Raw genomic sequence first — 15,044 nt, 5'->3', positions numbered from 1 at the left:
CTTAATCTATAGTCCTAACCCCACACATGTACTTGTGCGTTTACATTTAAATGTTGCTACCCTTGGAGGTATTGCGCCCTCTGATGTATTCCCCAATCTCCGTTATTGATACCAGAACACTTATCAAGATAAGTCCCGGAATTATGATCATCCACCATTGGTCGGATAGCAGTGCGTCTTGTGAGAGAGACATAAGGCTCCCCCATGATATCTCCGATATCGGTAGTCCAAGTCCCATAAAGCTAAGTGTCGATTCTACTATTATCGCAGAGCCCACGTTGCTTACTGCCATGAACATAATCGATGAAAAGTAGTTCGGGAACAAATGCCTACGTAAAATGTACCAGAAGCTTCCCCCGTACATCTCTGCGGCTATTACAAATTCACTTTTCCTAAGCCGTATCACCTCGCTCCTGATGACTTTCGACATCTGCATCCAGCTAGTTATCCCGATTACCAGTGATAATGATGTGTAGCTAGCTTCTCCCCAGATAGCCTCAAGAACGATTACAAGCAATAATGCTGGAATGCTCATGAACAAATCCGTAGCTTTCATCATCAGTCTATCCACGTGTTTATTTGCCATCCCGCTAAGTGTCCCGTACACTGCTGCAATCAGCGTTCCTATTACAGCGCTTGCGATTCCAATCGTAAGGCTTGCCCTTCCACCATATAGGATCATAGAGAACAAATCCCTTCCCAAATTATCTGTTCCAAATATATGGCCCAGCGACGGGGCTGTTCCGATGGCATATTCATTCATGAAATTCGGTTTATATGGAGCTATGAATCCGGCAAATACGCTCAGAACTGCACTGATTGTAAGTATAGCTATGGCAATCTTTGGTCTTCGCTTCCTATTCATACGAACCCTCCTCATGACGCATCCGCGGGTCGATTTTCTCACCTATTATCTGTGCAAGATAATTTGAGAGCACAACCACGCTTCCTGTGAGAAGTGTTGTCGCCATCAGCATGTTGTAATCCTTATATAGGGCGCTTTCGAAGCTGAGCCGTCCTAGACCTGGATAGCCAAATACCATCTCTACGACATATGTCCCACCAAGGAGATGTGGAACTGCGATTGCCATGATGGTTATCATCGGTGGCAGGATATTCTTCATGCAGTAATTATTGATTATCTTAGTGCGAGGCATTCCCTCTGCCTTGAGAAGCAGCACGTATTCCTTGCGCATTTCCTCGAGTAGCAGATTTCGCACCATATACGAGTAATACCACAGATGCCCTATAACGATTACAAATACTGGCAGTACGAGGTGCCAGGCTCTGTCCAGGATATTTCCTTCAGCCCCGTACGAGTAAGCCCCTCCAGTTGGCAAGATTCGGAGATTTACCGCAAATATCAATATGCATATCAGCGATAAAAAGAATACTGGTATATTTCCCGATATCACCCCCGCCTTACAAATGAATCTATCGAGCTTCGTACCTTCTCGCTTCGCCGACAATCTTCCGATACGAAAAGCCAGCACGAAGGTCATGATGTAAGCTGTTAATCCAAATACTATTGTATTTGCTAGCACGCCACGAATTACCTCAGCAACAGGTCTCTTGTACTTATACGATAATCCTAGCTCCCCATGAGCTAGATCTTTAAGCCATATGCCGTACTGAACAGGCAGTGGTTTTTCGAATCCGAGGCTCTCACGGGCAGAAGCCTTCTGCTCGGCACTCATTCTGTCCACACCATCTCCGTACCACGAACGGAGCGGATCACCGGGACAGAGGCGAGATAGCGCAAATACAATCATTGAGAGAATGAGCAATATGAGAATCATCTCAGCGATTCTGCAGAGGGCGTATTTAAATGTGCTCTTTCTCTCATAATCCATGTGAATATAGTTACTCCTGTAAATTTGCGTATAAAAAGACCGGGTATGATTGCTTCAGCAATCTATCCGGCCTTCTTGGCTTGGTTAATGTTTTATAAAGGCTATTTAATTGTCTTCGCCACCATGGATTCTTACAATCCTATCGACCGCATCTTCGATGCTGTCTTTTACTGGTAGCGCTTTAGTGCCTGCAATTATGGTGTTGCAATGCGCAGTCGGTATTAGCACCTTCGGGGCGGTACTAGAACCTACGCTTTCCGCTATAGCTGGAGATATCTCTCCAAGCATCGCATTAGCAACAAGAATACCAATTGGTCCTGTGATAATCTCTGCCTGTGATGCGCAGTATCTGATAGCGTTCTCACCTGTCGCCGCCTTCTTAGCTCCTGCTTTAATCATGGCATTCGTTGCCATGCTATTGGTCCCTGCAGCTACTATATCTGCTTCTGGAATCCTCTCTAGCAGCTTAGCTACCAGCTGACGTCCTATGCCGCCACCTTGCGCATCGATTACTAATATATTCATATTATCGCCTTTCTAATTTTATCAAGTGCTTCATGCACTCTAATGACAATAATAATTATAACATAGTTCAATGCGCTTTTTTCTGGGGCGAGCTAAGTTACCATAATTAGGCGAGTCTGTATGGAATTATCTTCTTTGTTATATGTTGTTATGCACTTTTATGCTGCTACTAATTATGCTTTTATGCAAAAGCTATTAGTACTTTAGTCCAAGACCGTCGGCGATATTGCAGATGAAGTCCTGTGCATTTGTTATGATGCCCTTCGAAGAGAGGGATCCTCTATCAGCTAGCTTGTTTACTACAAATTCAGATGCATCGCAAACGTAGAAATATGTCTGACGAATTGTGCCATCTTCTAGCACACGGAAGCTTGGTGTCATGTTACCAACAGCGATTGAATGAAGCATTGTAGCCATTGTAATTACAGTAGTAGCTTTACTAACGTGAGCTCTCATAGCATCCTGTGCATCGTAGCAATCCCCGTATACCTCTGGAAGAGGGCCATCATCACGGATTGAACCGCCGAGCACGATAGGAACATCGTTCTTGATAGCTGCTGTCATTACGCCATTGTCTAGGTTCTCCTGCTCAACAAAAGCCTTCATAGATCCTGCAGCTCTTACTCTGTTTATCAGGTCTAGGTGGTTGTAGTGACCATTTGGCACGTTCTCCTGCGTATAGATATTCTGTCCTAAAGCTGTCTGCATATACGCACCTTCAAGGTCATGAGAAGCAAGAGCATTTCCTGCTAGAACTGCATGAGCATATCCATTTTCGATGAGTGCCGAAAGTGCTCTTCTAGCCTTGATATCGAACGAGAAAGCAGGTCCCATAACCCAAACGATCTTCCCGTTATCCTTCTCGTGCTTTAGTAGCTCAACGATTTCGTCGAAATCCTTGGAAAATGCAGTCTCTCTCGAGCGTCCTGTTCTAAATGCAAATGTATCTGCCTTTACGCCTGTGTTTTCATTGAATCCATCGGCATGCATGTAGATTCCTTCCTCGCAGCATTCTGTACGTCCGCAAACTACAAGCTGTCCTTTCTTAACTCTTCTTGCCTCTAGAGCGAGTACCTTTCCGCCATCGTATACTGGAACTGTGTCCATTCTGCTCTCTTCACAGAGCAACCATTCTCCGTTGATCTTGAAGTACTCAGGGAAAATACTTAGTGCGTGGAAGTCAAATGGAACTACACCATCCTTAGGTGCTTCCTCAAGTCTGCAATCTGGTGAATCAATAAATTTCTGCTCAGCGAAATCTGGATGTGTATATTTTCTTAGTTCGAATGCCATAATCAGTCTCCTTGTACATCTGATTTTTGATAATAACGATTATTTTAATATATACAGTTCTACGATTTTACTCGATATTGTTCGATAATGCGCAATAATATGTATTATCACGTTACTTTTACGAGTTTACGCAGTCTGTTCCTCTTGCGCTTCTCTTGCCTTATCTGCCTTGCTCTTTAGGAAGTTTGGCTGTAGTTCAGCGATTAGAATAGCGGCAAACATGAGTACGAATCCTATAGCCTTATTCACAGTCATCGTCTCGTTGAAGAATACCATTCCGAACACGATGCCGAAGATGTTCTCAAAGCTGAGAATGATGGATACGCTTGTAGGCGACTCTGTCTTCTGTGAAATAGTCTGGAAGAGGAAGCAAAGTCCTGAACAAACTATACCTAGGTAAAGAACTCCAAAGATTACTTCTCCGTTAATCTGCACTTTCCCGAGATGTTCCTGAGTTAAGGTGAATCCCCATGCCAAGACTGCAGATACTATGAACTGTAGCATTGTGATGATTCCTGGGTCCTTATCCTTGCCCCATTTAGCAATAGCGATAATCTGAGCAGCCCAGAACAGTGAGCTTAGAATTGAGATACTATCGCCAAAGCTGATGCTAAATGTTCCTGCAACTGATACGAATATGATGCCGACTGCACACATTGTCGCAGCAACGATGTGGTACATCTTTGGTTTCTCTCTGAGAACTATCCATCCGATAAACGGTACAAATACGCAGTATGCGGATGAGAGGAAGTGGCTCTTTCCAGGCATCTCAAGCATAACTCCGATAGTCTGCGTAAAGTATGCGCAGAATAAGCATACTCCGATGAAAATACCTGCCTTGATATAATCCTTATCTATGAGCTTAAGCTGCTTGCGATAAATAAGAGCTAGTATGACACTTGCAATCGTAAAACGTAGTGCAAGAAGCATACCTGGTGGGATAAAGTCCGTAGAGCCTTTAATGACTACCATCGAGCTTCCCCATGCAACCGCGATAAATAGTAGTAAAAGTTTACCTTTAATGCTACCTGACTTCTGCATAAGACAACTCCTTTCATGTCTTTACTTTACTAGAAATAATTTCGTTATTATCTTGTCAGTGTGACTTCAAAAAAACTCACAGAACCTCATAAAGATTCCGCGAGTTTATTATAATACATATTTTTTAATTATTTTTCTTTTATTCGCAAAATTTATTCCTCAATAAAGTCCCGATATACATTAAGCCCATCCATGAACTTCGAGATACTAACTCGTCCTCCTGCTGGCGAAAGTCCTTCTTGAAAGTTGACCTCCATTTTGATGGAAAGATGGTCAAATACATATTTTGCATATATCTGAATATCGTCCTGAACCATATCAATCTTTGCTGCCGCAACATTACTTAACGCTTTTTTAAGAGCCCTTCTTACTCGTTGTTCAACATTTTTTTCGCTATCCCCAAGTGATCGAGCAACGTCACCTAAAATATGCTTAGAATATGCACTATTGCTCTTCTCCATGCACGCGTAAATCTTGCGTATATCGTTAGTTCCTTTTTCCCCAAGTATGCCAAGCGATCCGAGCAGAACATCTAGCCAGTTTTGCTTCCTTTCAGCCGCCAATTCCCTTTTGCCTTGTATCGAGTCACTGGAATTGCTCACCTCCATAAATGCATTTTGAATGTTATCCACGACTTTCTTGAGCTTTATTCTCTCAATTATGTTCTGGCACACGCGCTCTATCTCTAACACGTTAATCGGCTTGCTTACGAAAAATTCGACTCCTGCATCATAAGCCTGATTTACTAGAGACTTATCGGATAATTTAGAGATCATGATAAATGCCGCCTCGCGATTAAACTTCTTAACTTCCTTAATAAAGGTGATTCCGTCCATCTCTTTCATCATGAAATCCACCATTATTATCGATGGATTTTCTTCTTTTATATCCTCAATCGCACACTCAACATCGGTGTTATATCCGATAACTGTTCCGATTTTCCTCTCCGTAATTATGTGTTTCAGCGTTTTTACAACCGCTATATCGTCATCTAGGATGTAAAAATCCATCTGGTTTCCTCCTCAAAATTTCCCGGTGGTATCTCGATTACGAATCTAGTACCACCTTCTTTTCGATTCTTAACTTTGATTCTGCCACCGAAGTCATTCTCTACATAGTCTCGTACAAGCGAGAGTCCAAGTCCTCGCTGCACAATCCCTGTGTCCATGTTCATCTTGGTAGAATACCCTGGAAGAAATATTGTTTCGATATCCGCCTCGTCGATTCCAGGGCCATTATCTTCGACTTCAATACGATGACACGGTCCTAAGCTGCTGTGTCTGCACCAGGTAGCCATTACTCTAATCTCTCCATCTGAGCCTTCAAATGCCTCTAGCGCATTAACCGTGAGGTTCCTTAGAACCGAAATCGTCTTGTAGCTCTCCTTGACTTTGAAATCTATGCGCTGATCTATCTCAAACTTCACGTTCATATGCTTGGTTAATGCAGTCTTCAAGACATTGCTCTTCATGAACTTCAAGATTTCCGACATCAGAAGATCTGGCTCACCTTGAGAATTTCTATTTAGGTTGTCTAGCGTGTCTAGAATCTCCTGATAGCAGCCTTTGATCTCATGCGTTCCTCTAGCTATTTCGAGGGCTCGCCTTGTGAACTCATCTGGAATCCCTGCCTCTTTCATATCCGTGTGTAGAGCATATGCCTCTTTGAGGATACGCTCTACATCCTCCTTATTGTTGAGGATAAATCTCATCTCATCAGATATGGTTACACTTTGATCCACCATGAATTGAATCTTGCGATTATGCGAACGTTCTGTCTGCACCTTTGTGTAGTATTCCATGCTGATAATTATTGTCAGAGCTATCCCAGTTCTCGCCATCGCTATAATCATAAGTGTGTTAAACATATCTGTTGATATGAAATTTCCATTTCTTATCAAAGACAGCACGTACACTTCCGCAGCATTTCCTCCAAAATCCGCTACAAAAATCGAAATACAAAAGTACATTAGCGGAACTTTCTTGTCTCTATATGTCATAAGACATACTGTAATTATCAGACCATACGTGATAAAAAAAATGGCATCAGGGAAACAATTTAACGCATTTTCCTTGAAGCTCATATCTGCGCTCATCGACGTAATAAAACGGAACGTCGGAGAAAATACTGCAGAGATGAGAGCTATTTGCATAGCAGAATATTTATCTGAAAAGCAAAAAATGAACAGATTAAGAACGATTACATCTATGGCAAACACGAATCCTGGTGCTACCTTGGGTGCATCTATGTTTATCTGCGCCGCGACTGATATAACAAGCGCAATCGCAAGCACGTTCTTGTGTTTATCTAGATAGTGATTCATTTCAGCTCCTTTGATCTTTGTGTATACGATAACAGTATATTATCTTGACCTGCTACTAGCAATAAAAAAATGCCTCGACCCATTAAGGGCCGAAGCAAATATTTGATCACATTATTAAGAAATTTTTAGTCTTTTGCTAACCTAAATAGCATTATAGATCAGTAAGTTTCGTAGTATACTACGCTCTCTTTCTTCTGTAGGAAACAACTCCTGCAAGAGCTGTAGCTGCGAGAACTAGAACTAGAGCATATGTAAATGCATTTGAACTGTCGCCAGTCTTAACGACATTTCTGTGCACAGCGCCAACTCTAGCCATTCCTGGTCTTGATGCTGCACCAGCACCTGCTCCAGGTCTTGAGCTTACGCTCGATCCAGCACCTGCTCTAGTTACAGAGAAGCTTGTAGATGCGGATTCTCCACCCCTGAACTTAGCCTTGATTGAGTGTCTTCCAGTACCTAGGCTTCTGATGTAGCTCTCTCTTAGTGTTAGGACAACACTTCCAGCCTTTGCTTCGTAGTTTGAAGGATCTACAGTCTGTCCATCAACTTCGATTCCCTGGAATCTGTCGAACACTTTGTCTCCAGCAGCATTCTTGTCTACTTCTGTATTCTCAATCTTGAATCCTAGATCTCCAGCACTCCATACGGCGTCCTTACCAACTGTGAAGTTATATCCTGTAGCAATTGGCGCTGGAGTAGCAGTCTTCTCGTAAGTGTATGTAATTGTATTGTAAGGGAATGCCTTTACGAATACAGTTGCACCATTTAGTCTTCCATCCTCCAGTGAATCTGGTGTTGCAAGCATTGCGTCTAACAGGGCCTTATCTGGGTCTGCTTTAACTAGCTTATAGCCGTCGATTTCCTTTGCAGTTAGTCCAAGTGCGTATAGCTCATGGATTCCGTATGCCTTTACATGCTTTGGTTCAGCAACCTTGTTTCCGTTCTTATCAACGTAATTAACTGTGATGGTTCTCAGCTTAGTGTAGTCATCCATGTTAAATGCAGCATTAGAAGTATCTATTATGCCATCATTTCTTACGATTACAGTTGCCTTGAGGTTCTCGTCAAAGTTCTCCCCATCTGGTGCGAATGTTAGTGTGAATGTATGATCCATACCTAGTGCGCGAGGAACGAGAAGCTCGATGTGCTGTTCGTTCTTTGAAGGTACATTTGGAAGGTACATGTTGCTCCACTGCCATCTGTAAGTTGCTCCGCACTCGTATACTGGCTTAGCTGGCCACTCTGTTCCGTTTTCGTCAACAACCTTGACCTTCATCTTCTTTGCATCAAGATTAGTTCCACGGAGAACAGCATTTATCTTGAGTGATACGTTGTGACTCTTAACGTCTACTTCGTAGATTTCTGGAGCAGGGTTTTCATCACTTGCTCCGCTGACCATAACTGTAGATAGCGTCTTGTCTGCAGAGTTCTTTCCTGCAGGTAGAACGGAGACTATATCGTATCCCTTTATATATGTCGAATAAATCTGTCTGCCATATATTACAGGGATGATTCTGTATGACTCAGTCCTATCTGTTGTATTTGCTGGTAAATCAGCAGTTACAACTGCCTCAGTGTTGCTCTTCACATCAACAGTGAGGTTGTACGGTGTAACATCGCTCAGCGTAACATCATTCTTAGCGACATTTACATTGAACTCAGGAAGTCCTGCTACGTTGTTCTTTAGATTGTGACCCTTAATAGTCGCTACGAGATGTCCTCCGTTCGAATCGAATGTAATCTTATTAAATTCCATCGAATCAACGTGTGCTCCATCTGTAATATAACGGAAGTGCTCTCCTGTGCCATCCATCTTGTATTTTAGGTATGCACCCTTATCATTCTTAAGAGCGCCTGCCTTAACCATTAGATAAGAAGGTACCTTTTTATCCTTATCAGCAAGCTGAATAGTTAGAACATTTCCCTCTAATGTTACTGTGTCGCTATCGGTGAGCTCAACCTTCTTGCTTCCTCTATCGGAAAAATAGATGAATTTCTTTATATCAATCTGACTGTTAAGAGAAACTGGTTTCTTAAATATAACGTTAAACTGACCATCTCCCATGTTATAAGCCGACCAATCATCGATATCCAGCGCAAATGTCTTTGCTCCTGCTGGAATAACAGAGTTATCACCTGTCTGCTCCTGTGCCTTTGCAGCAACAGTTAATAGCTGTTCCTGATTGGATAGGTCTTTAATTGCAGAATAATTTACATTTCCCTTAGTTGCCACTCTGAGTGCGTAAGAAAGCGTTGATGTGCTGCTATTTGCAGGAAGCGTAAACTTAACCTTAGCGTGTGTGTCATCAACTACTTCTACCTGTATAGGAAGTAGGGCATCATCCACAGTACCCTCTGGATTAACTTTATAAACCTTTGCCTTAAGAGCATCTACCTGAGTAAATCCAACACCGCTTAGCTCTGCAACTACTGCTCCGCCGTTTGAGTCTAGTGATGTCTTGTCGTAGCTTACAGAGTTAACCTTTACCTCAGTTGGAGCAACTGGTGTCACACCTGTTCCAGGTGTAGAAGATCCTGTCTTTCCTGCCTGTACAAGCGAGAATGATGCGTCAACATCCTCATAGCTGAAAGTATAGCCCTTTTGTTTCTTAATCTTATATGTTATCGAGTCTGCACTTGTATTCTCAGGAATCACAAGCTTGATAGTTCCTGTTGTATTGCTTGTCGCAACTAGCTTTGCCTCGATATTTGTCTTTGTTGAACCAGCATATACCTTTAGGTTGATAGGATCCCCAAAGTCGAGGTTCTTACCAGTAACCTGAACGTTCACGGTCTTTCCTGCTGCTGGAACATTCTTATCAGCAACGCTTAGTGATGTTATTCCCTTATCTAAAGAAATAGAATAACCAACTACATCACTAGTCGTAGGAGTTCCATCTGCTGACTTCAAAGCTCCTGCCTTGAATTTTAGACCACTATAGTACTTATAGCCTCCTGCTAGTTTAATCTTGACATTCTTTCCACTAGCGGTTACCTCATCTGAAGCGTTCAATGGAGTTTCCTGTCCGTAGGTTGTCAAAACCACCTTTTCTTTTGCATCATCAGCCAATGTAACATTGTCGCTAAATGTAACAGTTACAGTGTCAAATGATGTCCACTTTGATCCTTCGATTATCGGTTTAAAATTAGCAGCTGAAACGCTCGGCAGTATAACTCCGCTCGTCATCAGCATTGAAACCGAAAGGACCATAGTTGAAAACTTTTTAATAAAGTTTTTCATGCTTTCTTTCCTTTCTTTTTCTTAATATGTGACTAATAACATAGACATAGTTATTCTAATACATTCACACAACTATCACTGTTTGATTTATCTATAACAAAAGTCCCAAGTATAGATATAATCTATACTTGGGACTGCCTTTCTTAAACTCGTTAATATTTCAACGCTTTAAAAATTTAAAAAAATTTAGTTATTTTTTATCAGATTGTATTTATTTACATAATTTCTGAACTATCGAGCACTATCGTGAACGGTCCGTCATTTAAAAGGCTAACCTTCATGTCGGCACCGAACTCACCACGCTCAACTACATTTACACGTTCCTTACACCTCTCGATTATATATTCATATAAAGCGTTTGCCTCATCAGGTACACCCGCGTCAATGAACGATGGTCTGTTGCCCTTCTTGCAATTTGCATAGAGCGTAAACTGGGAGATAAGGAGAAGTTCCCCACCTACGTCATCTAGGGATAGATTGGTCTTTCCATTCTCATCTTCAAATATCCTGAGCTTAATCATCTTATCCACCATCTTATCAGCGATAGCCTTGTCGTCTTCCTTCGACACGCCGATGAGCACCATGAATCCCTTGCCTATCCTACCAATCTCATTTCCATCAACGACCACATCTGCATGTGTCACTCTTTGTATTACAAATTTCATATGTCTTAACAGCTCCTTAAATTCTTGATTTTTCACGCATATTTTCATAAAATTATAGCATTATTATAGATATAATTACACGATTAAGAATATTCAATTGGAGGACATTATGAACCCATTTAAAAATACAATAGCACTCAACAAGATCAGATCTGGCTTTCGCAAATACATGAAGCATGTGCCAGCAATCAGAGCCGCGCAAGCACAGGATGATCACGCTAAAGCACAGAGGCTCATTCGTAAAGCGGAGGATGAATTTTGTGATTATACAGGTAAGACGCTCGGGATTACGGTTGACGTTATTAATCCAGAAAACATTCCTGCCAAGAGCCCTTTCCTCGTTGTTGCCAATCACCAAGGATATGCAGACATATATGCGATGATTGCGGCTTTCCGTTCTACTCAGATAGGTTTCATCTCTAAATCCGAGACTAAGAAGCTCAAGCCACTCGCTGATGTTATTCGAGGCACACAGTCGGTGTTTATCGACCGCGGCAATCCTCGTTCTGCCGTAAAAACTCTAGCAGAGGTTACCGACCTATTCAAGAAAGGATATTCTTTCGTAATATTCCCAGAGGGTACGAGAAGTCACAGCAATGATATGGGTCATTTCAAGGAAGGTAGCTTTAAATTTGCACAGAAGGCTGGCGTTCCAATCGTACCAGTTTCGATTATCGATTCATATAAAATATTTGAGGAGCACAATACATTCACTGGCGGAACCATTAAGGTTGTAATACACCCAACTGTAGACCTCTCGGGCATGCCTAGGAAGGAGCAGCTTGCTGCGCAGCACGAAGTTGAAGATACTATAAGGGCTGGGATCGAGAAGTATCGCTAGATATTAACTGCGCTCTCTGAATAGGAACTAAGCTACTAAGTTTTAAATATTGGAATCACGATAAAACCACTGCAGCCGCGCTTGCGACCACAGTGGTTTTTGATTTAATTAGAATCGATATTTATTGAAATGATTCTCTGATTATTTATGCCCTCTTCCTTCTGTAAGTAGCAACTCCTGCGAGAGCTGTACCTGCGAGAACGAACATGATTGCAAATGCAACTGTGCTTGAGCTATCTCCTGTCTTTACGACCTTCGCACGCACTGGAGTCTTCTTAACTACTCCTGGTGTTCCAGGCTTTGGTGTCTTCTTTGCTCCTGCTACAGTGAAGTATGTAGTTGCTGGATTTCCACATCTGAACTTTGCCTTGATGGTGTGCTTTCCTGTGCTTAGGCTTCTGATGTAATTCGACTTAAGTATAAGTACGACACTTCCTGGCTGTGCAGTATAGTTCGCTTTATCTACGGCTTTGCCATCTATTTCGATTCCCTGGAATCTGTCGAATACTCTTTCGCCTGGCTGATTCATATCTACTAGAGGATTCTCGATTTTAAATAGCAGATCTCCACCATTCCATACTGCATCGTTACCAACTGTAAATCTGTAGCCATCTTCAGCATTGACAGGGTCTGGCTGAGGTGCTGGTGTAGGCACAACAGGCTGTGGTGAAGGCTGTGGCCTTACCGCATCATTCTCATCTGCTTCCTGAATAAGTATAAATGACATAGTAGGTGCATCCTTAAAGAAATCATCATATGTCTTACCACCGTCAACTGAGTACTTAAATATGTAACCGAGTCTCTTTCCTGTCCTGTTCTCAGGAATTGTTACATAGCAATTACCAGCAGTGTTGTCCTTTACATTAAGAGTTGCCTCTATATTTGTAGGTTTAAAGTTTGCTGTACTGCCTCCGGATTCGCCTGAATATAGCTTAAGCTTAATATCATGTCCATTATCAAGCTTTAAATTATATCCACTTGCACTTATTTTTAAGGTTTTTCCCTCTTTAGGAACCAAGTTAGTAGTTGGTACTCCTTCGTATTCAATGCCAACGCGACCAAGAGTCTTTTCTACCTTGACATTTGATACTCTAATATCTTCAGTGTTCTTTATATTTTCATCGTTTGCGTCTACTAAAGAACCCTTCTTGAATACCACACCTGTATACTCTTTCTTCTGTCCTTCTAGAAAACGTATAAAGATAGTGTCGTTTAGATATCCAAAGTCATCATTAGGTCCTAAAGCAACTTCCCTGCCATCAGAAGTTAGCAACTTTACACCTGCTTTGCGGTTCTGTGGAAATGGGTTAACTTTGATATTGCGATCGAACTTTACTCTAATCTCCTGTGGTGCAGCCCATCTTGCATCAACTGGCTTAGCATTAAACTCAGCTGCTGAAACGTTAGGCAGGAAAACGCCACTTGTAAGGAGCATCGTAGCCGATAAAATTAATGCTGAAAACTTCTTGAAAAAGTTTCTCATATTACGGTTCCTTTCGTCTTTCTTAATCATTTTGCTAATAACGTACTTATATATTTTACTATAAATAAATATCCATTACCATAAATATGACTAAAATAGTCTTGATTAATCGTATTAATTCTATTAAAGTGCTATAATATTTCCATTTTAATACAATACTAGAAAAGCACCGCATCCATTTAGAATGCAGTGCTTTGCGCTTATATGATCCTTGCAAATTCATTTTTATAATATGGAACCAGTATAAACATGGAATTTCTTATCTCCCACTATGATCGAACCCCTTAGATACATAGTTGTTATCACCGTTTTCGTTATTTGGCACGATTACACGTGAGTTATTCAAGATTTCGATCTGCTTCTTCATATCATTAATGCATAGTATCGCCAGATTCATTCCGAAATCCTGTCTGAGTACTAGCCTCTGCACATCGATATCCTTGATATTCTCTGGCATTGGATATGCAGGCACCATCCAGCCCTGCATACGGAGACGATCTGCCAGATCATATAGTGTCCACTCCACCTTTACGTCGTCCTTGAGCTTCCAGCAGATGATTGGAATCTGTTCTGCGCCCTCAAGCACTTCAAAGATTCCCATCTTCTCAATCTCGGAAGCCATGTATCTAGCAACCTCTAGGGTCCGCTCATGGATTTCTTTGTATCCCTTAAATCCATTTCTAAGCAGCATATAATACTGTCCGACGATTTGCGAAGCGCTACGAGAGAAGTTAATCGCCATAGTTGCTTCCTTGCCACCGAGATAGCTTACCCAGAATATTAATTCCTCAGGGAGAGCTTCCTTGCTGCGCCAAATTACCCAGCCAACTCCTGGATATACGAGTCCGTACTTATGTCCAGATGTGCTTATCGACCACACATTCTTGAGCCTGAAATCCCACTCTAGTTCTGAATCGATAAATGGAGCAACCATACCGCCGGAAGCTGCATCTACGTGAATACGGATTGGCATATCGGCATGCTCTTTATTGTATTTCTCAACAAGGTTATCGAGTGCCTTAACATCATCGTACTTTCCAGTATAGGTTATGCCCAGTATCGCTACTATTCCGATAGTGTATTCATCGACATAATCCATAACCGTATCCATGTTAAGAGATAGATGATCAAGGTCGATTGGCACAGTTCTCATCTCGATATCCCAGTAGCGGCAGAACTTTTCCCAGCACACCTGATAAGCTGATGAGATTACGAGATTAGGTCTTCTCTTGGTAAATCTATCTACACCAGCTGCATCTGCTAGCTTTTTCCATCTAAATAACATTGCTAGTCCGCCGAGCATGCACGCTTCAGATGAGCCAACCGTGGAAGTTCCGAGTGGCTCTTCCTTTTTATCTACATTCCATAGCTTTCCAATAATATCTACGCAGCGATTTTCAAGGTCTGCTGTCATAGGATATTCATCCTTATCAATCGCATTTTTCTCGAAATTCTCTGCCATAAGCTTTGTTGCTTCTGGTTCCATATATGTCTGGCAGAATGTCGCAAGATTCTGAGTCGCATTACCCTCAACACTCAGATACTGTCTGATCATCTCTGCAGCCACTCCTGGAGCAACTGGCTCATCATTTATCTTATCCTTTGGCATTGCAGCACCGCTAGTCTCTGTACCGAAAATAGGTGTGCGGTAACCCGTATCATCATTCAAAGAAGATAGACTATCATTCAGTTTTACTTCGTTATTTTCCGAATTTCTCATTTCCGTACCTCTTTTCATCATTAATTGACAATGGTTTAAAACATTTTACTATCTTTTGT

At 41.8% G+C, this 15,044-nt stretch carries 12 protein-coding genes; 1 reads left to right on the top strand and 11 read right to left on the bottom strand.

From position 1 onward, the window contains the following. Positions 1-46 precede the first annotated feature (46 nt). The 9 genes from C5Q96_RS07570 to dtd all read right to left on the bottom strand — a co-directional run bounded on the left by C5Q96_RS07570 (position 47) and on the right by dtd (position 10,941). Positions 47-865 carry an ABC transporter permease gene (locus tag C5Q96_RS07570; protein WP_106057772.1) on the bottom strand — a complete coding sequence of 273 codons (819 nt, stop codon included), beginning with the start codon at positions 863-865 and terminating at the stop codon, positions 47-49. Continuing rightward, positions 858-1,853, bottom strand: a complete 996-nt coding sequence (locus C5Q96_RS07565; RefSeq protein WP_106057771.1) for an ABC transporter permease — start codon at positions 1,851-1,853, stop codon at positions 858-860. The genes C5Q96_RS07570 and C5Q96_RS07565 overlap by 8 nt, the downstream gene beginning before the upstream one ends. Before the next feature lie 105 nt (positions 1,854-1,958). Continuing rightward, a complete protein-coding gene (locus tag C5Q96_RS07560) occupies positions 1,959-2,378 on the bottom strand; it encodes a DUF3842 family protein (protein ID WP_106057770.1) in 420 nt (139 codons plus the stop codon). Between the two features lie 195 nt (positions 2,379-2,573). Next, entirely contained in the window at positions 2,574-3,671 is a 1,098-nt protein-coding gene (locus tag C5Q96_RS07555; protein ID WP_106057769.1) for a putative NPN-dependent ornithine cyclodeaminase, read from the bottom strand. Positions 3,672-3,797: 126 nt separating this feature from the next. Then, complete coding sequence (locus C5Q96_RS07550) at positions 3,798-4,712, bottom strand: DMT family transporter (protein WP_106057768.1); 915 nt, start codon at positions 4,710-4,712, stop codon at positions 3,798-3,800. A gap of 152 nt (positions 4,713-4,864) precedes the next feature. Then, on the bottom strand, positions 4,865-5,722 hold the full coding sequence (locus C5Q96_RS07545) for a response regulator (RefSeq protein ID WP_106057767.1): 858 nt from the start codon (positions 5,720-5,722) through the stop codon (positions 4,865-4,867). Beyond that, positions 5,704-7,035, bottom strand: coding sequence for a sensor histidine kinase (locus C5Q96_RS07540; protein ID WP_106057766.1), 1,332 nt, complete (start codon positions 7,033-7,035; stop codon positions 5,704-5,706). Before C5Q96_RS07540 ends, C5Q96_RS07545 begins: the two co-directional genes overlap by 19 nt. A gap of 178 nt (positions 7,036-7,213) precedes the next feature. Further along, complete coding sequence (locus tag C5Q96_RS07535; RefSeq protein WP_106057765.1) at positions 7,214-10,276, bottom strand: MucBP domain-containing protein; 3,063 nt, start codon at positions 10,274-10,276, stop codon at positions 7,214-7,216. A gap of 215 nt (positions 10,277-10,491) precedes the next feature. Then, positions 10,492-10,941: a D-aminoacyl-tRNA deacylase gene (gene dtd, locus C5Q96_RS07530; protein WP_106057764.1), complete on the bottom strand. Its 450-nt coding sequence runs from the start codon at positions 10,939-10,941 to the stop codon at positions 10,492-10,494. Positions 10,942-11,050: 109 nt separating this feature from the next. Between dtd and C5Q96_RS07525 the strand changes: the two genes are divergently transcribed. Further along, entirely contained in the window at positions 11,051-11,782 is a 732-nt protein-coding gene (locus tag C5Q96_RS07525) for a lysophospholipid acyltransferase family protein (protein ID WP_106057763.1), read from the top strand. Between the two features lie 145 nt (positions 11,783-11,927). Here the strand turns inward: C5Q96_RS07525 and C5Q96_RS07520 are convergent, their stop codons facing one another. Both C5Q96_RS07520 and C5Q96_RS07515 read right to left on the bottom strand, forming a co-directional pair. Beyond that, entirely contained in the window at positions 11,928-13,265 is a 1,338-nt protein-coding gene (locus tag C5Q96_RS07520; protein WP_106057762.1) for a hypothetical protein, read from the bottom strand. A 259-nt stretch (positions 13,266-13,524) separates the two neighbouring features. Continuing rightward, complete coding sequence (locus tag C5Q96_RS07515) at positions 13,525-14,985, bottom strand: glutamate decarboxylase (RefSeq protein WP_170035506.1); 1,461 nt, start codon at positions 14,983-14,985, stop codon at positions 13,525-13,527. Positions 14,986-15,044 lie beyond the last annotated feature (59 nt).

This window comes from Mogibacterium diversum (genome assembly GCF_002998925.1).
Taxonomy (GTDB): domain Bacteria; phylum Bacillota; class Clostridia; order Peptostreptococcales; family Anaerovoracaceae; genus Mogibacterium; species Mogibacterium diversum.
This window is presented reverse-complemented; position numbering and strand designations above follow the sequence as displayed.